Source organism: Clostridium sp. JN-9 (assembly GCF_004103695.1).
Taxonomy (GTDB): Bacteria; Bacillota; Clostridia; order Clostridiales; family Clostridiaceae; genus JN-9.
On the sequence record NZ_CP035280.1, the window covers coordinates 1,465,462 to 1,488,545 of the forward strand.

At 30.3% G+C, this 23,084-nt stretch carries 27 protein-coding genes; 26 read left to right on the top strand and 1 reads right to left on the bottom strand.

The window, feature by feature from the left end; translation table 11 throughout:
- The first annotated feature begins 15 nt into the window (after nucleotides 1-15).
- The 10 genes from aroA to EQM05_RS07075 all read left to right on the top strand — a co-directional run bounded on the left by aroA (nucleotide 16) and on the right by EQM05_RS07075 (nucleotide 9,114).
- The gene (gene aroA, locus EQM05_RS07030) at nucleotides 16-1,317 is read left to right on the top strand and encodes a 3-phosphoshikimate 1-carboxyvinyltransferase (protein ID WP_128749370.1); all 1,302 of its coding nucleotides are present in this window, start codon (nucleotides 16-18) and stop codon (nucleotides 1,315-1,317) included.
- Between the two features lie 90 nt (nucleotides 1,318-1,407).
- On the top strand, nucleotides 1,408-2,016 hold the full coding sequence (locus EQM05_RS07035) for a TraR/DksA C4-type zinc finger protein (RefSeq protein WP_128749371.1): 609 nt from the start codon (nucleotides 1,408-1,410) through the stop codon (nucleotides 2,014-2,016).
- Between the two features lie 32 nt (nucleotides 2,017-2,048).
- Nucleotides 2,049-2,519 carry a signal peptidase II gene (lspA, locus tag EQM05_RS07040; protein ID WP_128749372.1) on the top strand — a complete coding sequence of 157 codons (471 nt, stop codon included), beginning with the start codon at nucleotides 2,049-2,051 and terminating at the stop codon, nucleotides 2,517-2,519.
- Nucleotide 2,520: 1 nt separating this feature from the next.
- A complete protein-coding gene (locus tag EQM05_RS07045; protein ID WP_128749373.1) occupies nucleotides 2,521-3,438 on the top strand; it encodes an RluA family pseudouridine synthase in 918 nt (305 codons plus the stop codon).
- A gap of 213 nt (nucleotides 3,439-3,651) precedes the next feature.
- Entirely contained in the window at nucleotides 3,652-4,188 is a 537-nt protein-coding gene (gene pyrR, locus EQM05_RS07050; RefSeq protein ID WP_128749374.1) for a bifunctional pyr operon transcriptional regulator/uracil phosphoribosyltransferase PyrR, read from the top strand.
- 41 nt (nucleotides 4,189-4,229) lie between these two features.
- Complete coding sequence (uraA, locus tag EQM05_RS07055) at nucleotides 4,230-5,507, top strand: uracil permease (protein WP_128749375.1); 1,278 nt, start codon at nucleotides 4,230-4,232, stop codon at nucleotides 5,505-5,507.
- A gap of 365 nt (nucleotides 5,508-5,872) precedes the next feature.
- On the top strand, nucleotides 5,873-6,049 hold the full coding sequence (locus EQM05_RS07060; RefSeq protein ID WP_128749376.1) for a transposase: 177 nt from the start codon (nucleotides 5,873-5,875) through the stop codon (nucleotides 6,047-6,049).
- 273 nt (nucleotides 6,050-6,322) lie between these two features.
- Nucleotides 6,323-6,877 (top strand): hypothetical protein, encoded by a 555-nt coding sequence (locus EQM05_RS07065; RefSeq protein ID WP_128749377.1) that lies wholly within the window; start codon nucleotides 6,323-6,325, stop codon nucleotides 6,875-6,877.
- 347 nt (nucleotides 6,878-7,224) lie between these two features.
- Nucleotides 7,225-7,986, top strand: a complete 762-nt coding sequence (locus EQM05_RS07070) for an exodeoxyribonuclease III (protein WP_128749378.1) — start codon at nucleotides 7,225-7,227, stop codon at nucleotides 7,984-7,986.
- 9 nt (nucleotides 7,987-7,995) lie between these two features.
- Nucleotides 7,996-9,114 (top strand): class I SAM-dependent RNA methyltransferase, encoded by a 1,119-nt coding sequence (locus EQM05_RS07075; protein WP_128749379.1) that lies wholly within the window; start codon nucleotides 7,996-7,998, stop codon nucleotides 9,112-9,114.
- 260 nt (nucleotides 9,115-9,374) lie between these two features.
- Here the strand turns inward: EQM05_RS07075 and EQM05_RS07080 are convergent, their stop codons facing one another.
- Entirely contained in the window at nucleotides 9,375-11,114 is a 1,740-nt protein-coding gene (locus EQM05_RS07080; RefSeq protein ID WP_128749380.1) for an NFACT RNA binding domain-containing protein, read from the bottom strand.
- 195 nt (nucleotides 11,115-11,309) lie between these two features.
- Here EQM05_RS07080 and dapF point away from each other — a divergent pair, with 195 nt between their 5' ends.
- The 16 genes from dapF to EQM05_RS07160 all read left to right on the top strand — a co-directional run bounded on the left by dapF (nucleotide 11,310) and on the right by EQM05_RS07160 (nucleotide 23,017).
- Nucleotides 11,310-12,137 carry a diaminopimelate epimerase gene (gene dapF, locus EQM05_RS07085; protein ID WP_128749381.1) on the top strand — a complete coding sequence of 276 codons (828 nt, stop codon included), beginning with the start codon at nucleotides 11,310-11,312 and terminating at the stop codon, nucleotides 12,135-12,137.
- Nucleotides 12,119-13,207, top strand: coding sequence for a hypothetical protein (locus tag EQM05_RS07090; protein WP_164917232.1), 1,089 nt, complete (start codon nucleotides 12,119-12,121; stop codon nucleotides 13,205-13,207). Before dapF ends, EQM05_RS07090 begins: the two co-directional genes overlap by 19 nt.
- Nucleotides 13,208-13,359: 152 nt before the next feature.
- Complete coding sequence (locus tag EQM05_RS07095; RefSeq protein WP_128749383.1) at nucleotides 13,360-14,853, top strand: GspE/PulE family protein; 1,494 nt, start codon at nucleotides 13,360-13,362, stop codon at nucleotides 14,851-14,853.
- A 95-nt stretch (nucleotides 14,854-14,948) separates the two neighbouring features.
- Entirely contained in the window at nucleotides 14,949-16,058 is a 1,110-nt protein-coding gene (locus EQM05_RS07100; protein ID WP_128749384.1) for a type II secretion system F family protein, read from the top strand.
- A gap of 29 nt (nucleotides 16,059-16,087) precedes the next feature.
- Nucleotides 16,088-16,507, top strand: a complete 420-nt coding sequence (locus tag EQM05_RS07105; protein WP_128749385.1) for a type II secretion system protein — start codon at nucleotides 16,088-16,090, stop codon at nucleotides 16,505-16,507.
- 121 nt (nucleotides 16,508-16,628) lie between these two features.
- Complete coding sequence (locus tag EQM05_RS07110; protein ID WP_128749386.1) at nucleotides 16,629-17,072, top strand: prepilin-type N-terminal cleavage/methylation domain-containing protein; 444 nt, start codon at nucleotides 16,629-16,631, stop codon at nucleotides 17,070-17,072.
- Entirely contained in the window at nucleotides 17,053-17,496 is a 444-nt protein-coding gene (locus tag EQM05_RS07115; protein ID WP_128749387.1) for a prepilin-type N-terminal cleavage/methylation domain-containing protein, read from the top strand. Before EQM05_RS07110 ends, EQM05_RS07115 begins: the two co-directional genes overlap by 20 nt.
- The gene (locus tag EQM05_RS07120; RefSeq protein ID WP_128749388.1) at nucleotides 17,493-17,933 is read left to right on the top strand and encodes a prepilin-type N-terminal cleavage/methylation domain-containing protein; all 441 of its coding nucleotides are present in this window, start codon (nucleotides 17,493-17,495) and stop codon (nucleotides 17,931-17,933) included. The genes EQM05_RS07115 and EQM05_RS07120 overlap by 4 nt, the downstream gene beginning before the upstream one ends.
- Nucleotides 17,906-18,361 carry a hypothetical protein gene (locus EQM05_RS07125; RefSeq protein WP_128749389.1) on the top strand — a complete coding sequence of 152 codons (456 nt, stop codon included), beginning with the start codon at nucleotides 17,906-17,908 and terminating at the stop codon, nucleotides 18,359-18,361. Before EQM05_RS07120 ends, EQM05_RS07125 begins: the two co-directional genes overlap by 28 nt.
- Complete coding sequence (locus EQM05_RS07130; protein ID WP_128749390.1) at nucleotides 18,362-19,105, top strand: hypothetical protein; 744 nt, start codon at nucleotides 18,362-18,364, stop codon at nucleotides 19,103-19,105.
- Nucleotides 19,077-19,562, top strand: coding sequence for a hypothetical protein (locus EQM05_RS07135; RefSeq protein ID WP_128749391.1), 486 nt, complete (start codon nucleotides 19,077-19,079; stop codon nucleotides 19,560-19,562). The genes EQM05_RS07130 and EQM05_RS07135 overlap by 29 nt, the downstream gene beginning before the upstream one ends.
- An 11-nt stretch (nucleotides 19,563-19,573) precedes the next feature.
- Complete coding sequence (locus EQM05_RS07140; protein WP_128749392.1) at nucleotides 19,574-19,984, top strand: hypothetical protein; 411 nt, start codon at nucleotides 19,574-19,576, stop codon at nucleotides 19,982-19,984.
- A 60-nt stretch (nucleotides 19,985-20,044) separates the two neighbouring features.
- Nucleotides 20,045-20,551 carry a shikimate kinase gene (locus EQM05_RS07145; RefSeq protein ID WP_128749393.1) on the top strand — a complete coding sequence of 169 codons (507 nt, stop codon included), beginning with the start codon at nucleotides 20,045-20,047 and terminating at the stop codon, nucleotides 20,549-20,551.
- 167 nt (nucleotides 20,552-20,718) lie between these two features.
- Nucleotides 20,719-21,792 (top strand): aminopeptidase P family protein, encoded by a 1,074-nt coding sequence (locus EQM05_RS07150; RefSeq protein WP_128749394.1) that lies wholly within the window; start codon nucleotides 20,719-20,721, stop codon nucleotides 21,790-21,792.
- Between the two features lie 55 nt (nucleotides 21,793-21,847).
- Entirely contained in the window at nucleotides 21,848-22,405 is a 558-nt protein-coding gene (efp, locus tag EQM05_RS07155) for an elongation factor P (protein WP_128749395.1), read from the top strand.
- Nucleotides 22,406-22,573: 168 nt separating this feature from the next.
- Entirely contained in the window at nucleotides 22,574-23,017 is a 444-nt protein-coding gene (locus EQM05_RS07160; protein WP_243108144.1) for a CD1247 N-terminal domain-containing protein, read from the top strand.
- The last annotated feature ends 67 nt before the right edge of the window (nucleotides 23,018-23,084 follow it).

Sequence of the window (23,084 nt, forward strand, 5' to 3'; positions counted from 1 at the left end):
TGGGGGAAATAAGTATTGGACATTATTATTCAGGATGTTATGAAAAATGTTAAAGAACAATTACAAATGCCAGGTGATAAATCTGTGACGCACAGAGCTCTTATTATTGGAGCTTTGGCTAAGGGAGAATACCAGATTAAAAATTTTCCTAATAATTTAGATTGTATTGCAACGGCAAAAGCTATGGAGAATTTGGGAGTAAATATAGTATATAATCATAGCACTTTAATTATTAAATCACCTGGATATGAAAACTTTAATAAAAATCCTTCACCTATTAACTGCATGAATTCTGGTACTACTATCAGGCTGATTTCCGGCTTATTGGCTGGCTGCGGAATAAATGCAGTGATATATGGAGATGATTCTTTAAGCAAAAGACCAATGGACAGAATAGTAGACCCTCTTCTTCAAATGGGAGCTGATATTAGCTGTGAAAATGGCACACTGCCAATAAAATGTTCAAGCTGCACAAAGCTCAATGGAATAAATTATTTTATGCCGGTGAGCTCAGCTCAGGTGAAATCCTGTATACTTATAGCAGGATATTTAGGGAATGGACAAACAACAGTTCATGAAAAGGATGAAACAAGGGATCATACAGAAATAACATTTAAATATATGGGAGTTCCCGTGTACACTTATAAAAATTCAATAACAATAAGAAATCACCCTATAAAATCAAGAAATTTTATTATACCTGGTGACATTTCCTCTGCAGCATATTTAATTGCTGCAGCAATTTTAATGGAAAATACCCATGTTAAATTTAATTCTATTCTTCTAAATGACAGAAGAATAGAATTCTTAAAAGTGCTTAAGGAAATGGGAGCAGATATAAAGTGGAATGTAGAAGACATGAAGTGCGGTGAAAAAACTGGCAGTATAGAAGTCTCCAGCAGTAAATTAAATGGAATTAATATATCAAAGCATAGGATTCCAAATATTATAGATGAAATTCCAGTGCTTTCAGTGTTAGCAGCCTTTAGCAGCGGAACTACAGTTTTCGAGTCCGTAGATGAATTAAAATATAAGGAAAGCAACAGACTTAATGCTATTTTAGAAAATTTTAAAAGCTGTGATATTAAATGTAAATATAATCATAATAATCTGTACATTTCAGGAGAAGACAGATATTTTAATAAGAATATTATAATAAATAGTTTTAATGATCATAGAATTGCAATGAGCTTTCTTGCATTAAGCTCAAGAAATAAAGGAAAAACAACTATTAAGGATTATCAGTGTGTTGATATTTCATTTCCAAATTCATTAAATTATTTCAGCAGCTTTTTTTCCATAATTCAGAATAAATAAGTAAAGATTAGATAAAATAAGACTAGTTATTTTAATCTATAACTTATATATAGTATGTATTTTGCACATATGTGAAAGGGGCTGTATGTTATGGAAAAAGAGCAATTAGTTCATTTTAAAAATCTGCTTATGTCTGAAAAAAAGAGAGTGAATAACTTATTAAACCTGATGAAAGAAAATGAGGTAATCAATTCCAATGAAGAATTAGCTTCAGAGCTTTCTTTTTATGATAATCATCCTAGTGACAGCGCCACAGAGCTGTTTGACAAGGAAAAGGGATTGGCTTTGAAAGCCAATGAGGTTACAATTCTCAAAAATATTGATGAGGCGCTTCATAATATTGAAGATGGAAGCTATGGTACATGTAAAAGATGCGGTAAGGATATTCCACGTGAAAGATTAGAATTTATACCTTATACAGAATACTGTGTACATTGTCAGAATGAAATGAATACAAGACCTCTTGAAAGGCATGACAGACCTGTAGAGGAAGATGTGCTTGGCATACCCTTTGGCACAGGTTATAATGATTATAAAAATGACTCTGTAGAATTTGATGCTGAGGACAGCTATGATGCTGTTGACAAATTTAATAAAATAGAAAATGTTGAAGAATATTTTGATGATGACAGAGATGAAGATGTGGATCCAATTGAAAAAATAAGTAATGCTCAATACAGGCATCAATTACCGGATTAATTTATTTATTTGGCGGTGGGGGGATTAAAAAAATGATTATAATAATTATTGCACTTGGATTATTTCTGGACAGAGTTTCCAAGGTGTGGGCCCAAAGTGCTTTATATCCAGACAAAGAAATTGTTATTATTAAAAATATATTTAGTTTTGAATATCTGGAAAACAGAGGTGCAGCTTTTGGCATATTTCAAAATAGACAGATTTTTTTAATAATCATAACAGTTATTGTAACAGGGGCAATTATATACTATCTTATTAAGTACAAGCCTGAATCTGTATTATTAAAGATAAGTCTGGCAATGATTATAAGTGGTGCATTTGGAAATTTATTTGACAGGATAGTATATAAGTATGTAGTGGATTTTATACTATGTCACTATAAGGATGTATATTATTTTCCAACTTTTAATGTGGCAGACATGTTTGTTACCTGCGGTACTGTACTACTGGCAGTATATTTAATAATAACTCCTGAAGATAAGCTTTTAAAAAGGGAAGAGTAATATGGAAATAATTAATTTTACAATAGAAGAAAATCTAAATAATGTAAGGCTGGATACAGCTTTATCAAAGCTTATGGAAGATAGATCGCGTTCTTTTTTTCAAAATTTAATTGAGAAAAAGAAAGTAACCGTTAATAATGATATTAAGAAGAGCAATCATAAGCTTAAGACTGGTGATAAGGTTCAGGTAATTATTCCTGATCCGGTAATATTAAAGGTCGAGGCTGAGGATATTCCTTTGGACATTTTGTATGAGGACAAAGATTTAATTGTAGTTAATAAGCCCCAGGGTATGGTGGTCCATCCCGCAAATGGAAACCTCACAGGAACACTGGTAAATGCACTGCTTAACCACTGCAGTGATTTATCCGGCATTAATGGTGTTGTAAGACCTGGTATAGTACATAGAATAGATAAGGACACTTCAGGCATTCTGGTGGTAGCAAAGAATGACTATTCTCATAACAAACTGGCAGAGCAGCTGAAAAATCATTCCATGACAAGAGAATATACTGCTTTAGTTGAAGGTATAATACAAGATGATAGTGGAACTGTAGATGCTCCCTTAGGAAGACATCCTGTGGACAGATTAAAAATTGCAGTGATTCAGGGCGGCAGAAGAGCAGTTACTCATTATAATGTTATGGAAAGATTTAAGAAAAACACTTTGGTAAACTGTCATCTGGAAACAGGCAGAACTCATCAGATAAGAGTACATATGAATTATATTGGACATCCATTAGTAGGGGACCCGGTATATGGTTATAAGAAACAGCGATTTAATTTAAAGGGTCAGCTTCTCCATGCCAGGAAGCTTGGATTTATCCATCCCTCCACTGGTGAATATATGGAATTTAACAGCGATATTCCAGAGGAGTTTAAAAAAATAATAAATATACTGCGAAATGAGTTGAAATAGGTAGAACTTTATGATATTATAAAAAAGACAAAAGAAAAAACTTTGAGGAACAAAAGAAAAAGATATTATAAGCAAAAGATTTTAACCTTTAAATGATCCAGTGAGGTCGTAAGGCATTAAGTGTAAATTCTAAGTAGTGTATATTTTACCGCCTTGTCTAACTGGACAAGGCGGTTTTTAATTTTAAGTAAAATGTAAAAGGAGGTAAGATAAATGAAATTTAAAGCTATTTTATTAGATGATAAGGCAATGAGAAGAACTTTGATGAGAATTTCACATGAAATAGTTGAAAAGAATAAGGGAATTGAAGGAATCATATTAGTTGGTATTAAAAGAAGAGGATATCCCATTGCAAAAAGAATCGCAGAATTCATAGAACAATTTGAAGGAGAAAAGGTACCAGTAGGAGTTGTAGATATTACGCTGTACAGAGATGATTTAACTGTCATCAATGACTGCCCAGTACTTAAGGACAATAATTTAGGAGTTGACACTAAAAATAAAAAAGTTATTTTAGTTGATGATGTTATTTATACTGGAAGAACTGCAAGAGCTGCTATAGATGCAGTAATGGCAGCAGGAAGACCAGAAACCATACAGCTTGCTGTAATTGTGGACAGAGGCCATAGGGAACTGCCAATTAGAGCTGACTATGTAGGAAAAAATATTCCAACTTCAAAAAATGAAATTATTTCTGTATGTGTTGAAGAAATTGACAAAGAAGATTCAGTAAAAATATATGAACAATAACTTTTAAAATAGTCCGGTGAGACTAAAAAGGAGACGATTTAATGAAAAACTTTATTGATGTAGAAGAAAAACTGCCATTATTAAAGACAATACCTTTAAGCTTGCAGCATTTATTTGCAATGGTTGGTGCTACTATACTTGTACCAATTATAACTGGCATGAGTCCATCTATTGCATTATTTTGCAGCGGCATTGGAACACTTCTTTATATAATATGCACTAAGGGTAAACTTCCAGCGTATATAGGTTCATCATTTGCATTCATAGTGCCTATGATGGTTGCTTCAAAAAATTACGGAACCCCTGCAATGCTGTCAGGAGTAATTGCAGCTGGTACAGTATATATAATTGTTGCAGGTATTATAAAGTTATTTGGAATAGGCTGGTTAAATAAAGCGTTACCTCCAGTAGTTGTAGGCGCAATAGTAATTGTTATAGGTCTGGGATTAGCAGTAACAGCCGTAAATTGGGCAGGACTTAATTTTACTTATACAGCAGATGCCTTAAAGGATGTTCCAAGATGGGCATGGATAACCGTATCCATGGTAACACTTGCGGTAGGTATTATTGGAAGTATGTACTTTAAAGGATTTTTAGGTGTAATTCCAATACTTATATCAATGATAGTTGGATACATCACAGCTTTAGCACTTGGTGTAATTCCTGCTTCAGCTATAGAGGCAATAAAGAGTGTACCCATACTAAGATTACCACCATTTGTATCTCCTAAATTTAACTGGAATGCAATAATGTTAATGGCACCAGTTTCATTTGTAACAATAGCAGAGCACATAGGTCATGTGTATGTTACAAACAATGTGTGTGGAAGAGACTTTACAAAAGATCCAGGTCTTCACCGTTCCATATTAGGTGATGGAGTTGCAACCATAGCAGCAGGTTTATTTGGAGGCCCTCCAAATACAACATATGGAGAAAACATAGGTGTAATGGCAATAACCAGGGTTTACAGCGTATGGGTTATAGGTGTGGCAGCAGTAATTGCAATAATTCTTTCCTTCATAGGACCAATTTCAGTTATAATTGAAAATATGCCTCTTCCAGTAATGGGGGGAGTAAGCATACTACTGTTTGGTATAATAGCTTCTTCAGGATTCAGGATATTTGTTGAAGAAAAAATAGATTTTTCAAAGAAAAAGAATCTTCTTATTACCTCAGTAATAATTGTTTTAGGTATTGGCGGAGCAAGCCTTAAATTCACAATGAATGGTTCAGAAGTTGAAATTGCAGGCGTTGCACTGGCAACTTTGGTTGGAATAGCACTTAACCTGATATTACCTGAGAAAAGCGCAACTGAATAAAGATTATAGAACAAAGAATAAATAATGTAGATTTTCGGCTAAGGCCGGAAATCTTCAATTTATAAGGGGCTGTCGCATTTATGAATTTATATACAATATATTGTAGTATTTATTCTTAATGCGGCAGCCCCTTAAACTTTATGTTTTTGGGATTGTTACGATAATTAGATATTTACTTTCTATAGACACATATGGCTCTTTTAAATAATAATGTTGATATGAATAGGACTTCATCAAAAGAACAAGGATTAAAGAACAAAGATTAAATAAGGTAGTTTTTCTTTGCAGAAAAACCAAAAACTCAATTGATTAAGTGGATTATAGGTTTTAATAACTAAAAATGGTTTCAATTATAGTTTTATTAGATGATAAAAAAAGATTTGCAAAAATCCTATGCCGGCAGGCAGCCAATTAAAATAAAGAACGTAAATGGATTGCCGAAAACATTGAAGGTTTCTTTTCCAGAAGCAACTATTCAAAACTGCATTGTACATCAAATTAGAAATTCTTTTTTAGTATTACCCATAACCATTATAAATTAGTAGATTTTCTGCCAAAGCAGAAAATTTGCATTATTTGTTATTTGTTATTTGTTCTTTAATCTTTAGTTTTGCGGCAGCTAGAGAGATTGGCGTTTCTTATGTAATACTATTTTACTGGAGGCACAAGCTGCTCTCTGCTTTAAAAATGGTTAAACAAAATAAGATGCAGGGAAAGTTTGAACTTTATAATTTCATTTAGTAAATCACTATTTAAGCGAGCAAAAATACTGATGCTTCTACAGTTTTTTGAGAAGCTTAAATAGCTGATTTACTTTGAAATCTATTATTGAAAATTTCTTCTTAAAATTCTCCCGAAAGGGACATAAAAACGTTGGACATGATGAAAAAAGAGTACACGACAATAGTGTAAGCCATATAAATATTACAAATAGAAAAGTTTGTGTACTCACAGCACTGGATTTGCATATTAATATTTATTCCAGGGCAGTAGGCACTGGACGTATGAATGCAATGGATATGGAAAATTATATTGGAAAAATATTAAATAAAAATAAGCAGGCAATTTCAAGACCGAAAAGCTTTTTTGCCATGTTCTTTAAAAGAAAGAAAATAAGGGAGATCAATAAGTCTCTTGATGAAAGTTCTGAAGCAGTAAAATATAGGCGTGACTGCATGGAATGGATGTACCGTTTTAGAGGAGTAGCAACAAAGTATTTAAATAATTATTTGAGCTTATTCAAATTCTTAAAGAGCGATAATTTTAATAATATCCCATTTGCAATAAATAAATTTATAGAAGCAATAAGTAAAATTAATATTGAAAATACATATATAAATATGAGAAATGCTGAAGTCTGTTTTAATTAGCCTGTCCCTAACGGGAATTTGTTACTTTATCAACACTATTGAATAAAAGAGCCATATACCTAAAGCAGGAAAGATTAAAGAACATGGCTTATCTTAAGTTAAGCCATAATTAGCATCATAAATTTTTAGTTTCAGTCTTCAATAAAAAAAGGAAATCGCATTAGCAGTTTTAACTGCTAATGCGACAGCCCCTTATTTTTATGTTATTATAATGACATAAGTAAAAATACCAATTTTATGTTTCAGCAGAAAATCTTAAATTTAGGTTTTGCCCAAAGGCAAAACAACAATATTTGTTCTTTAATCTTTAATCTTTGTTATTTAGAATAAAGGGGTGTTGTTAAAATATGAGAATATATTCTTGGAATGTAAATGGAATCAGAGCAATTGCAAAGAAGAACTTTTTTAGCTGGATAGATGAAGAGAAACCTGATATTTTATGTGTTCAGGAGACTAAGCTTCAGGAAGCTGATTTAAATGAAAAATTAAAAAATATAGATGGTTATTATTCTTACTTTAGCTTTGCTGAAAGAAAGGGTTACAGCGGTGTTGCTACTTATTCAAAGGTAAAGCCTGTTTCATGCAGTCATGGCTTTGGCATTGAAAAATTTGATTGTGAAGGAAGAGTATTAGAAACTGAATTTGAAGATTTTACTTTGCTTAATATATATTTTCCTAATGGTCAGAAGGATGATGAAAGATTAAAATACAAAATGGACTTTTATGATGCTTTTCTAAATTATGCAAATGATTTAGTTAAAAGCGGGAAAAAGCTTATTATATGCGGAGATTATAATATTGCTCATACTGAAATGGATATTAAAAACGCAAAGGCCAATTCAGATACATCAGGCTTCCTGCCAATTGAAAGACAGTGGATTGATAAATATATAGAAAATGGGTATTATGATACTTATAGATATATAAATCCTGAAGAAGTTAAGTATTCATGGTGGAGTTATAGATTTAAAGCCAGGGAAAGAAATACAGGATGGAGAATTGATTACCATTTTGTTTCAAAAAATTTAATAGACAAAGTAAAGGATGCAAAAATATTAACTGATGTTATGGGGTCAGATCACTGCCCTATTATGGTGGAAGTAGAATAGGAGAAAAAAATGTTTTATAAACTTATTGCAACAGCTACTTTTGGACTAGAATCCATTGTGGCAAAAGAATTAAAAGAACTTGGATATGATGATTTAACTGTAGAAAATGGAAGAGTAACCTTTGAAGGTGATGAAAGAGATATAGCCATATGCAATATGTGGCTGAGAACTGCTGACAGAGTACTAATAAAGGTTGGAGAATTTAAGGCGGAATCCTTTGAAGAGCTTTTTGAAGGTACAAAGGCACTGGATTTTGGAAGTATTATATCACAGGATGGATTTATGCATGTTGAGGGTAAATCAGTCAAATCTAAATTACATTCTGTGCCTGACTGTCAGTCAATAGTAAAAAAGGCAGTAGTGGAGTCAATGAAGAAAAAATATAATATTGAACACTTCACAGAGGATGGACCTGAATATAAAATTGAGATATCACTTTTAAAGGACATAGCTACCCTTACTATTGATACTTCCGGAGCAGGTCTTCACAAAAGGGGATATAGGGAAAATGCCGGCACTGCTCCAATGAAGGAGACATTAGCTGCAGCTATTGTTTTAATCAGTAAATGGGAACCGTCAAGACTTCTTGTGGATCCAATGTGCGGATCTGGAACTATTCCTATTGAAGCTGCCCTTATAGGGAAAAATATTGCTCCTGGATTACATAGAAAATTTGTTTGTGAAGACTGGGACATGATGCCCCCTAATATATTTAAAGAAATAAGAAAACATGCAGAAAGCTGTATAAATAATAAGGAATTTGTTATTCAGGCTTCTGATAAGGACGGGAGGGTATTTAATACTGCCAGGGCAAATGCAGAGAAAGCTGGAGTAAGTGAATATATTAACTTTCAAAAAGTGCCTGTTGAGTCCTTTAGTTCAAAGAAAAAGCATGGTGTCATTATAACAAATCCGCCTTATGGTGAAAGACTGGGAGAAAAAGCTGAAGTTGAGGAACTTTATAAAAATGTTGGTGAAGTATATAGAAGATTAAATGAATGGTCTTTGTATCTTATTACTTCCTACGAAGGATTTGAAAAGTGCTTTGGACAAAAGTCAGACAAAAACAGAAAACTTTATAATGGAAGACTGAAGTGCTATCTATATCAATACATTAATAAAGAATAAAGATTAGATAACAAAGAAGGAAGTTTTTCTTACGGAAAAACTTAAGTAAGAACTAAAAACTAAGAAGTAAGAACTTTTTTTAAGATAAGAACTAATAAGTAAGACTCAGAACGTAAATAGATCTATATAAAATCAAATGGGAACGTAAATAGATTTGTGTAAAATCAAATCTATTTACGTTCCCAAAATTATAGATTACCCATAACCCTCTTAAATTAGTAGATTTTCTGCCAAAGCAGAAAATCCTCAATATTTAATCTTTATTCTTTAATCTTTGGTGTAGCCCTGTTGTTTGGGTTTACATAAACAGTCTTATTTGTATAGTATATAACCATTCCAGGTTTGGCACCATTGGGCTTGTGAACATTTTTTACTTCTGTATAGTCTACAGGAACCTTAGATGAATCCTTAGCTTTGCTATAATAAGCAGCAAGCTGGGCGGCTTCATTAATAGTTTCAGGAGTTATAGTACCCATATTTTTTACAATAACATGGGAACCAGGAATTTTTTTTGTGTGGAACCATAAATCTTTATTTGAAGCAAATTTTAAAGTTAAATAATCGTTCTGAAAATTATTCTTTCCTACATAAATATCTGTTCCGTCACTGGATACAAAATGGTATGGCTTTGAAGAACTTTTCTTTTTTATATTTGAGTTCTTTTTGAATTTTATGTAGCCAGTTTCAATAAGCTCACGTTTTATTTCATCAATCGAATCATAATCATCTGCATTTTTAACATTGGTAAGCACTGACTGAAGGTAGTTAAGCTCATCTTCAGTTAACTGAATTTGAATAGCTGCTGCTTCCTCAGATTTTTTCATTTTATTATATTTTTTATAGTATTTTTGAATGTTATGCGATGGAGATTTACCTTTCTCAAGTGGTATTGTTATTAATTCATAATTATCACTATAGTAATTTTGAACCTGAGCTGAATCCATTTCACTTTTAAGAGAATAAATATTGGCAGTTAAAAGTTCTCCATAAAGTTTATATTTATCTTTGTGTGAACAGTCATCCAGTGTTTTATTTAAAATCTGAAGCTTCTTTTCGCATCTTTCAATATTAACATGGAGCAGCTTCTGCAAATCAGAGCTTTTATTTTTCAATCTGTCAGCTTTATCCCTTTCAAAATAGAAGTCTTCTATTAACTTAGAAGGTGAACCATATTTTTTTATGCTGGAATATTTTATTGATTCTAATGGGAAACAATAAAAATCCTTTACTTTATCACCTTCATAATATAAATAAAAAGATGAAATGCCATTTTTCATATGTAAAAATACTTTTCCTACAAATTGGCTGATTTTATCTAAATCATTATATTGAAAATCAATTGGTGCTTTTTTAATTTCAAAAACCAGTTCCTTTGAAAATGGTGTACTTACTCCTGTAAATACCTTTGAAAAAAAGTTACTTTCAAATTTAATACTGTTTTCCAGAACATATTTATCTAATTGTTCATAAGTATAATTCAGAGGGCTTAACTTTTGTGAAGCAGGAGGAAGCTCATATTTAATTCCTGTATATAAGGAACGCACGCTGCTTATTTCCGGAGTAACATGCTTAATTGATTCCATTATAATAGAATCTCTGCTTCTTACAAGTGATATATTGCTGTGCCTTCCCATAATTTCAACTGCTAAAGTATAAATGCTGTTAAATCCAAGTTCATCAGTGTTTTCAAAATCAATAAAAATAACTCTGTCACAGTCCAGCTGTCTTATATCAACTACTTTTGCTGTATTTAGATACTTTCTTAAAACCATACAGAACATAGGAGCTGTTAATGGGTTTTTCTTTATGTTATTGGTAATGTGAATTTTTGGATAAACGGAGCTTGCACTGATAAGTAATCTATAGTTCGTCCTTTGATTTTTAATGGTTAATACTATTTCGTCTTTTTCAGGCTGATTTACTTTTTCAACCCTTCCATTTATCAGTAAAGTTTTTAATTCTCTTACGATATTATATATATATACACCATCTAATGGCATGCAAATCAATCCTCTCTCTGTAGCAAAGTAATTAAGCTGACTTTTAGAAATAGTATATCACTTAAAATTTCTAAAATAAAGCCATATTATTATTGATATTAGCATTTAACAGTAGTAAACTTATTTTGGATTAATTCCGGGGAAATAACATAGTTTATTTGTACTTATATAGTACATTTAAGGAGGAACAAGTCAATGAAATTTACAAAGATGCAGGGTAATGGCAATGATTTTATCCTTATTGAGGATTTTATGAATATATACAAAAGCAACCAAAGTTATATGGCAAAGAAATTTTGTGACAGGCATTTTGGAATTGGAGCAGATGGAATTCTATTTGTAAGAAATAGTACAAGGGCAGATATTTTAATGGAAGTTATAAATTCTGACGGATCATATGCTTCAATGTGCGGCAATGGCATAAGGTGTTTTGCAAAGTATATTTTTGAAAAAAAGATTGTAAATAAAAATCCTTTAAAAATAGAAACTGGAGATGGCATAAAGGAAGCTTTTTTAGAATTAGATCATAATAAAGTTATAAATATAACTATTAATATGGGAAACCCATCCTGGGATCCTAAGGATATTCCATCAGATAGTGCTGAAGAAATAATAGATAAAAGCATTTTTGTAAATGATAAAGAGTATAAAATAAATTCATTATTAATGGGGGTCCCCCATACTGTAATAATAAATAACTTTGACCAATATGAGGTTACTGAGGGTAAACAATTAGAAACACTGGACATTTTCAAAAAAGGATCTAACATTAACTTTTGCCAGGTTATAAATAGAAATGAAATTAAGGTAAATACCTGGGAAAGAGGCGCAGGAGTGACACTGGCATGTGGAACAGGAAGCTGTGCCTCTGTTTTAGTCTGCAATAAGCTTGGATTAACTGAAAAAAAGGTAAATGTTGAATTGCCAGGTGGAAAACTTAATATTGAAATCACAAAACATGGAGTCTTAATGACGGGACCGGCGGAAGTATCATTTGAAGGAGAATGGGAATCGGAATTATGACTATTAGAAGGACATATGGAGTAATATTTTTTTTAGTGATTACAGTGCTGCTAAATGGATGCTCTGATACAAATAAACAGGTTGATGGTTCTCAAGGTTTAACCATTCCAAAATCACCAATAATGGCCTTAGAGCTTAATAGCAGTAATGTAAGTTATAATAAAATCCAAAACAACAGAATTTTAAAGGTAGGAAGTTCATCTGATATAAGTAATATGGTATATAATATTAATGCAAATGTAACTGCCTATACTAAAATTTTATCTAAGGGAAAAGAATTAAACAATGTGGAAATATACATTGAAAAGAATGATAATGTTTATCGTTTAAATAATTTTTATAATGCTGATAATTTAAAGCTTTCTCCTGACGGGAATATGCTTGTCTATAGAACTTTTAAAAAGGATAGTTTAGAAAGTGCACAGGGATTAAAAGTTTATGACATTAATCATAATAAAGAGATGAGAATAAACAAAGATTCACTTGTATCAGGTACATTGTATGAATGGCTTGATGAAGATAATCTTCTTTATTATGCTGTAAAAAATGGTAAGACAGATTCAGATAAAATATATAAATATAATTTTACAAGTAAGAAAGAAGAAGTATATTTAGATAAGATTAATGGTTACTGCACTTACTTTACAGTGGAGAAAGGAAATATTTTATTTTTTTCAAAGCTTGGAGATGATACTAATTTATCCTATTATTATAAAAATACAGGCAAAGTAAAAACTCTGAACAATAATTTTTCTGATATATATGATTCAGTATATAATGCTGTAACAAAAGAGTTTTTCATATTAGCCCGTGATAAATATGGTGTAACGGGACTTTTTAAGGTAAATGTTGAAAATAACACCTGTAAAAGGGTAAATTACGATTTCCCAAAGTTAATTAATAAAGATGGAGGGATTTCAGCAGATATTAATGGAAATGTATATTTTTCCGGCACATCTGACAGGTCGGATAATCCACAGTATGATATATATATGTACAATGTAAATGATAATTCCATAAATTTATTGTCTTCACATCCATCCAATTATATTGTTATTTCATCTAACTGAATAAATCTGATAAAAAGCTCTGTTGTTGTATATACAAATTACAATAGCAGAGCTTTTTTATAAAATTTTTTTCATGTGAATATTTGTAAAACATATGGCAACAATTTAAGTATGCATGCAAAAAATTTCAGGAAGGGGGTGACATAGTAAAAATGATAAAGTCCATTGATTTAGATTCTGTTGTTTTTATGGGTAAAGCATTAAAATCAATACCCATGGATTTTTGCCTTAAAAATAAGCTGATTCCATATAATATTCAAAAGGGAACACTTCAGGTTGCAGCTGATATAAACAATAAAGCTGTTAACATAGACGAATTAAAGTTTATTTATGGAGGAGAAGTAGAGATTTTTCACGCAGACCCTGATCAAATCATTAATGCTATTAATGAAGTTTACGAAAAAGGCAAAGTTAATATTGCCATTGAAAATCTATCTTCTTTATATTTAAATGATAAATTAAAAGAGGATTTAAATATAAATTTAAATATAAATAGCTTCCCTTCTATTGACCTTACAGATTCAATAATTAACTTGGCAATTCAGAGAAATGCAAGCGATATTCATATAGAACCTTACGAAAAATTTGCATTTATAAGATATAGAGTTGATGGAATACTCTATGAAGTGCTGAAAATACCTTTAAATATATATCCACTTTTGTGTACACGTATAAAGGTGCTGGCAAACATAAATATCAGCGAGAAAAGGCTGCCTCAGGATGGCAAAATAACATATAAGAGCAGCAAACAATTTTTTGATTTAAGAGTATCTACATTACCCACAATTCATGGTGAAAAAATTGTAATAAGAATTCTATACAAATCAAAGGATTTAATATCATTAAATAATCTAGGCTTTAGCGAAAAATCTGTTAATATAATCCGAAATATCTTAAAGTTTTCAAACGGTATAATACTGCTTACAGGACCCACAGGAAGCGGAAAATCAACAACACTATATGCTATGTTAAATGAAATTGATAAGGTGAAGAAAAACATTATAACCATTGAAGATCCTGTGGAATATACAATGGAAGGAATTAATCAGGTAAATGTAAACCCAAAGGCTAAGTTTACCTTTGCTGAGGGACTCAGGAGCATCCTGCGCCAGGATCCAGACGTAATCATGGTAGGTGAAATAAGAGACGAAGAAACTGCACAAATTGCCATAAGAGCTGCCATAACAGGGCACTTGGTTCTTTCAACTCTGCATACCAATAATGCCTTGGATTCAATTTCAAGACTTGCAGACATGAAGGTGCCTCAGTACTTAATAGGCGATGCACTTGTAGGAATAATTGCACAAAGGTTAATACGAAAGCTGTGCAGCAGCTGTAAGGAAGAATATTTACCATCCTTAGAGGAAAGAACAATGCTTGGAATTGATAGCAATACCAAGTTATTTAAAAGCAGAGGCTGTGCAAAATGTTCAAATAAGGGCTATAAGGGAAGATGCGTAGTGTATGAGATATTTACTGTAGATGATGAACAACGATATTTAATTCAAAAAGGTAAATATGGAGAAGAACTTAAAAAATCTTACTATAAAGGCAATGTACTCAGCTTAAAGGATAACTGCCTTGAGCTTATAAAAAAGGGAGTAACTTCTTATGAAGAGTACATCAGAGTAATTTATGCCAAGTAACATTTAAAGGGGAGATCTTTATTTTTCAATATAAGGCTTTAAATTGCAAAGGTGATGTAATTAGAGGACAGTATACTGGAGAAGATATTATTAACTTGAGGAAAATACTTAAAGATAATGAATATTATTTAATAAATTACAAAAACGTAAATTCAAATATTTTAAAAGGAAGAAAAGCTAGCGTAAAAGAAATATGTATTTTCTGCAGTAATCTGGCAATAATGTTGAAATCAGGCATATCAATTTTAAGCGCAGTAAATTTCTGCGCTTCTGAAAGTACTAATAATACAATGAAAAGCATTTTAAAGTCAATAAGTATTGATTTAAGCGGTGGGAAAAGCTTTTATGAATGCATAAAAGTGAGAAAAGGATATTTCCCAATATTTATGATTGAAATGATAAACGTAGGAGAAAACAGCGGCAGTCTGGATAAAGTATTAGAAAAATTAATTGAATATTACAGCACAGAAAATGAATTTAAACAAAAATTGATAAATACACTGCTGTATCCGGCAATGGTATGTATAATTGGATTTTTTATACTGATGTTTGTGATAAAAAGCATAGTACCCCAATTGCTGAATACAGTAAATGATTTAGGTGGTGAAATTCCGCCCATTACAAAAAAACTAATTACTACAATATCTTTTTTAAATAGGGCTTCGATACCATTTTTTCTAGCAGTTATATTTTTAATCATACTATCCAGAATTATGCATAAAAACGAAAAATTAATTTTATTAAAACACAAATTAATATTAAAGATTCCAGTTTTAAAAAAATTAATAGAAAAAATAATATTAAATAAATTTTGCATTACTTTAAATATGCTGCTGGATTCAGGGTTAGATATTATTTCTTCTCTATACATTGTGAAAAATGTTATGGGAAATAAGGTGTTTGAAAAAAGCATTGATGAATGCATCATTAGTTTAAAGCAGGGTGAAAGTGTTCATTACGCTATTTCTCACAGCAGATTTAATAATAAACTGTTTTTAAATCTGATTAAAATAGGAGAAGAAACGGGAAGCCTGGAAAATTCCTTTAAAAGAGCTTCAGATATAATCTCAGCTCAGATAAAGGAAAAGCTGAATATATTCAGCACAGTTCTACAGCCCATATTACTAATAGCTATAGCAGCTGTTATTGGAACAGTGATTTTCTCAGTAATGGCTCCTATGTTTAGCATTATGGACAAAATCTAAAATTTAATAAAAAATTGGAGGAAATAATAATGAAAAATAAAAAGAAAAAAGGATTTACTCTTATAGAAATTATGGTAGCTGTTGCAATAATGCTGGTGCTTATGGGATTTCTCGTACCAAAATTAGCAGGTTACAGGGCAAAAGCCATGGAAGTAAAGGCAATTAACACAGGGAAACAGATATATTCAGCTGCTATGACAAGCTACAGTATGACAAATGGAGAATTTAAAGAAGATGATGTTAAAAAGGTTATAACTGATACCACTGGTATTGAAAAAACAGAAGCCAGTTCAGTAGACACCAAAAATGATATTACTATTTTATATTCATCTGATTCAAACAAGTATTCTGTAATTATTGATGTTTCAGGAAATACTTATATTGTAAAGGACGGAACAGGCAAAGAATTATTCACTAATGCTCTTGCAACTGCTGAAGAAAAACAGTAGTGACTTTGCCTTAAGGCAAGGCCACTATTCAAGGATTTTCAGCGTAGCTGAAAATCCACCTTCTTTAATCTTTAATCTTTGTTCTTTAATCTTTAATCTTTAGCATTGGGGTGTTTAGCCTGTGAACAAAGGGTTTACATTAATAGAACTAATGATTTCTATAAGCATAATATTAATTTTAATGACATTTACATTTACAACATATAGTGGATTTAATAGAACTGTAAATAAAATGGATGTGGATTTTTTCAGCAATTCAATGGTTAACTTTATTAATAACTCAAAACAATACAGCAGAATTAATAACTGCAGTACGAATATTACCTTTGATACAGAAAATAAAAAAATATATTTATCGGATAATAATAAAATTGTTAAAAGATTATATGTTCCAAAAGGATTTAAATTAAATACTGTTAATACATCTAAAGGCAAAGATAAAATCTACATTGACAACAGGGGAGTTACCACAGATGCATGTACCATTAGTTATTTAGATAGAATGGGAGGATGGCACAATATATCTATATGTGTTGGAAGTGCTTATGCAGAAATCAAGAATTAAAAAGGGATTTTCCTTAATTGAAGTTTTATGTGCATTTATGATTTTTTCAATTGTTTTTACAGGAGTTATGAAGATTATGCTTAATGCACTGGAATTAAAAAAGCAAAATGAATTAATGAAAAATCAAAGTGAGTTTTTGTATGCAGTTAAATATAACATTATGTACAACATAAGTTACGATAATCTTTTGTATATTTATGATTGTGGAAAGAAAAACATTAATGGCAATAAGCTTACACTGGATTATATTAAAGACCATGGATTAGAGGAAATCTTAAGTAATAATACTGACTACATTTTGCCCTATGGAATTATGGAAATAGAAAAGGGAGAGGTATTAAAAGTTAATGTGAAAATTGTAAATAGTGAAAAAAACAATAAGAAAAATTTAAATATAACTTTTTATAAGGGTAAAAATTTATGAAAAGAGGATTTACTATTATTGAGGTATTAATTTCACTGTCCATATTAAGTATGCTTCTGCTGTCTGAATTTAAGGTTATGGAGAGATATTTAACCATGTACAATAAAGAAAATAAACAATCAAGAAGCGAGTTTTATTCTAATGAAGCTATTGAATTTATTGACGAGCAGATTGGTGAATGCAGATCAATAAGCTGTGATAGCAATAAAATTAAATTTAATTATGGGGACCCATTGACTAATAATTGGATAAAAATAAATCCTTCAGGATATCTTGCAATTTATTATGGAGGTGAGTCTTCATCATCAAACAATGTAATACTTAGAGGAGTAAGTGACTTTAAAGTTAAGGCAGTAAATAAGGTAATATATATAACTATTGTATTAAACAATAATTATGAGGTGAAAAGGTGCATTTCTACAGAAAAAATACAGTAAAAAATGGCTCTATTATAATTTATACATTAATTGCATGTTCAATATGCTTTAGCTGTGCAATATACTGTTTTAAAATTGAACTGCAGAAATATGAAAATAATAACAGGATGTTATCTATAAGGTTATCTAATACACAGTATGAGGAGTGCAGAGAATTTTTACTTACATATGTTTATAATTATCTTAATGAAAATATTGAATTAAAAAATAGTGAAAATCTGAATAATTTCATAGCAAATATTCCAGATGGGTACACAATAAGCTATAAAAATTCCTATGTTAAATATAATCTGTCAAAAACATGTTTTGTAATAAATAGTTATGTCGATGATTATATTCATAGGGAGGATTACTATAATGTATATATTCTTGACAGCAGTATAAGGTTTAAGTTTCAGGACACAAAGTATGTGGAAGGGAGAATATGAATGTTACTAAATTCTACATTAATATTACTGGAAAAGGATAATATAATCTGTAATGAAATTAGAAAAGGTATTTTTATAAAAAAATTAAAGATTAAAAAAAGTTATGAAATAAAAAATAGTAATTTTAAGCAGTTAAAAATTAAAAGTAAAAATGTATCATTTATTATTTTAGGAGAAAAGATATTTATAAAGAGGATGAGTCTTCCTAAAATTAATAAAAATATTAAAAAGGAGCTCATAATTAATGAACTTGGAAGCTATTGCAGTAATGATAATCATTTATTATTTTCTTATGAAAGGGAAAATGTTCATGAAAAAAATGAAGATGTAATAGTATATAGCTTAAATTATGCAGGAGTCAGCAGTATTAACAGTGCCATGGATGTAAATAAAAAAATTAAGGGTGTTTTTCTTATTCAGTTTATATATTTAAATTTTTACAGTAAAAAAATTAAAGAACATGATTATATACTTTCTTTTGTATTTAATTCAAAACTTTATATCTTGATAGTAAACAATAACAAACTTGTTTATAACGCTGTAGAAGATTTTTATGAAACAAAGGGTTTATCTGATTTATTGTATGTCAATATAAAAAAATGCCAGCAGGTTTCCATGACATGGCCAATTTATTTGGTAAGGGAACAATCTATCAATGAAAATGCTATTAGTACCAATGATTATCCACTTATATTTTTGGAAAAACTGCAGATAAATGAATTATTCATGGAAGCAGATAGGTGATATCATGAACAATTATAACTTTATCCCAATGTGGTATGAGAAACAGCAAAAAGAAAAAAAGATAAAACTTTTAAAGAATGCTGCTGCAATTATTTTGTTTATTGATATAGTTCTATTTGATTTATCTTATTATGGAATGCATGAAATAAATTCAATAGATAAAGAAATAGGCAAAGCTAGAGATACCATGGAGGCAAAATATAAACAAAGTAATTTAAAATCCAGGAATATATCTTCTCTAGAAACCTTAAAAAAGTTTTACAGCTATCCTTATATATATAATAAATGCAGCTGGATTAATATAAAAAATAAGGAAGTGGAAGCAGAAATTAAAATTGACAGTGAAGATGATTATTACAATTTAATAAGATTTCTTGATGATACTAAGGGTGTAAAAATTAAGTATATCTCACCTGTAGAAAATAACTTGATGAAATTAATCATTGATTTAGGATAAGGAAATTTAATATGAAAAGTGAAAAAACAGTTATAACAGCCTTTATAATTTTGAGTATACTTTTTGTACTGCTTATTGGTAATAATATTAGGGTTTATCATAATATAAAAAATAAAAAAATCACTTTAAAAAATTATACAAAGGTTCAACAGATAAATGAAAATAAATTCGGATACAGAGAATTAATGGATAATATTACTGAATATGATGAAATTAAGGTGATATCTATGGGAAAGCTGACCAATAATAACAGCGTAAATATTAAGTTTACTTATAATATAAATAAGGGTTCTATGAATGATGAATTTAATAAAATTAAGAAATGGAATAATATCCGTAATATAAATAACATTGAAATTAACATGAAAGACAATGATAAATGGTATGGGTTATTTGATATGGATTTTATTATTAATAAATAAGCTAATACTGCATTTATTATTGTATAATAATATTATTAATTTATTTATAAGAGGATACAAATGTTTAATAATGTAATATTAATTGGTATGCCTGGAAGCGGGAAAAGTACCATAGGCAGGCTTCTAAGCAGTAAACTTTCATATGGCTTTTATGATACTGATAAAGCCATTGAATTAAATGAAAATATGACTATTGAGGAAATGTTTGAATTGAAAGGTGAGATTTATTTCAGAGAAAAAGAAAGAATGCTCATAAATGATTTACTTAAAATGAATAAATATGTTATTTCAACTGGAGGAGGAATGCCCATATATTTTGATAATTTAAAAAGGCTGAAGAAAACAGGTATTACTGTTTTTATTAATTCTTCATTGGAGGTCTTAATAAAAAGAAGTCCTAATTTGAATAACAGACCTCTTTTAAAAGACTATGCTGAAAAAAATATGAGAAGTTTGTATTATGAAAGAATTAATATTTATAATCAATGTGATATTATTGTTCAGGACAATGGTTATAATGCTGACTATATTGCAGAGGCAATAACAAAAAAGCTTTTTAAATATTAAATTAATGTAAATAGTATAATTTATAAAATATAAAGGCTAATTATATTTGCAAATAGCCTTAACATTTGGTAAAATAACATTGGTAACTACTGTAGAAATTTTTGGTACAGTAATATTTTTTTGTATATGTTAAAAAATATACAAAAAAAGATTTGGGGGAAAAACATATGTATGATGAAAGAATGAAAAAACTTAGAAGTGCAATGAAATCAAAAGGTTTAGATGGTGTCTTTTTAATTGGAGATTACAATAGAAATTATGTCAGTGGATTTACTGGTGATGAAAGCTTTGCTTTAATAACATCAGAGAAAGCATTCTTTATAACAGATTCCAGATTTACTCAGCAGGCAAAGCAGGAAGTACATGGTTTCCAATGCCTGGAGTACAGTAAAAATACAACAATTGCAGATTTTACAGCTGATTTAGTAAAAAAAGAAAATATTAAAAAGCTTGGCTTTGAAGAAGATATCGTATCATTTAGTACATATTCATTATATAAAAGTAAATTGGGCTGTGAATTAGTTCCTATGGAAGGCATTATTGAAAAAATCAGGGAAATAAAGGATCATACTGAATTAGAAGCAATAAAAGCAGCTGCAGCTATTGCTGATAAGGCATTTGATCATATGCTTAAATTCATTAAAGCCGGAATGACTGAAAGGGAAGTTGGACTTGAATTAGAGTTCTTCATGAAAAAAAGTGGAGCAAAAGAACTGTCTTTCCCATCAATTGTTGCATCAGGAGTAAGATCCAGTCTGCCTCACGGTCAGGCTACAAGTAAAGTAATTAATAATGGGGAATTTTTAACATTGGATTATGGCTGCGTGTATAATGGATACTGCAGTGACATGACAAGAACTATTGTAATTGGCAAGCCATCAGAGAAAATGGTAGAAATATATAATATTGTTCTTGAAGCAAATAACAGAGCCTTAAAGGCATATAAAGCTGGTGTCCCATGTATTGATGTAGACAATGTTGCCAGAGATTATATAACTGAAAAGGGATATGGAAAAAATTTCGGACATAGTCTTGGTCATGGAGTTGGCAGACAGATACATGAAGCTCCTACAATAGGATACAGGAATGCATCATTATTAAAAGCAGGCATGGTTGTTACTGATGAACCAGGTATTTATATTCCTGATTTTGGAGGAGTAAGAATTGAGGACTTACTGCTTGTAACAGATGATAAGTGTGAAGTAATATCTAAATCACCAAAGCAACTTATATGTATATAACTACCTTAACTAGGTATAATATAAATGAATCATTAGATTTTGGAGGGATACTCGTATGATATCAGCAGGAGAGATAAGAAAAGGAACCACATTCGAATTGGATGGACAAGTTTTCACAGTAGTGGATTTTTTACATGTTAAACCTGGAAAAGGAGCAGCATTTGTAAGAACAAAATTAAGAAATGTTATTTCTGGAGGAGTTACAGATAGAACTTTCAATCCAACTGAGAAACTTCAAGAAGCAGTTATTGAAAGAAAAGAAATGCAGTATTTATATTCAGATGGTGAATTATATTACTTCATGGATCAAGAGACTTTTGAACAAATTCCATTAAATTATGAAAAAGTTGAAAATGCAATTAAATTTTTGAAAGAAAATATGAATGCAATAATCAAGTTTTATAAGGGCGAAGCTTTTTCAGTTGAAGCTCCTAACTTTGTAGAGTTACTTATTACCCATACAGAACCTGGAGCAAAGGGAAATACAACAAATAACGTATTAAAGCCAGCTACTGTTGAAACTGGAGCAGTTGTGAATGTTCCTTTATTTGTTAATGAAGGAGAAATGATCAGAATTGACACCAGAACTGGTGAATACATGGAAAGAGTTTAATAATTTAATACCGCACGAATAAATTAGTTATTTTATGTGAACATTATAAATAAGCATATTCTCCTTAGACTGCTAGGGAGAATATTTTATTAATTAGTACTTTGCATTAAAAACATTACATTATGCCGAGCAAAATATCGAATCATCAACGATTTTTGAGAGAGCAGAGTGTATTATGTTTTTGCAAAGGATATAAAAAAGGAAGTGAATTTAATGAGCTCTTTAAAAAACAGAGTATCATACCTGCAGGGCTTGATGGAAGGTATGGAAATAGACACCTCAGCTAAAGAAGGCAAAATATTATCTGAAATAGCTGCTATTCTTAACGAAGTTTCCGAGGAAATAGATATTTTACATGAAGATAATGCAGACCTGGAAGAATATGTTGATAATATTGATGAAGATTTAGCTGATGTAGAAGAACTATTATATGATGAGGATTATGATGACATAAATGATGAAGACGATGACTTCATAGAAATAAAATGCAGTAATTGCGGAGAAACAGTATATATAGATGAAAATATACTGAATAATGAAAAAGACATTACTTGTCCTAATTGTCATAATACCATTAATTTTAAAGACAGTAATTGCTGCAGCGATAAATAAATATATATAATAACAAAGCATAGTATGCATGGATTTTTATCCTTAAAGCATATTATGCTTTTTTTTA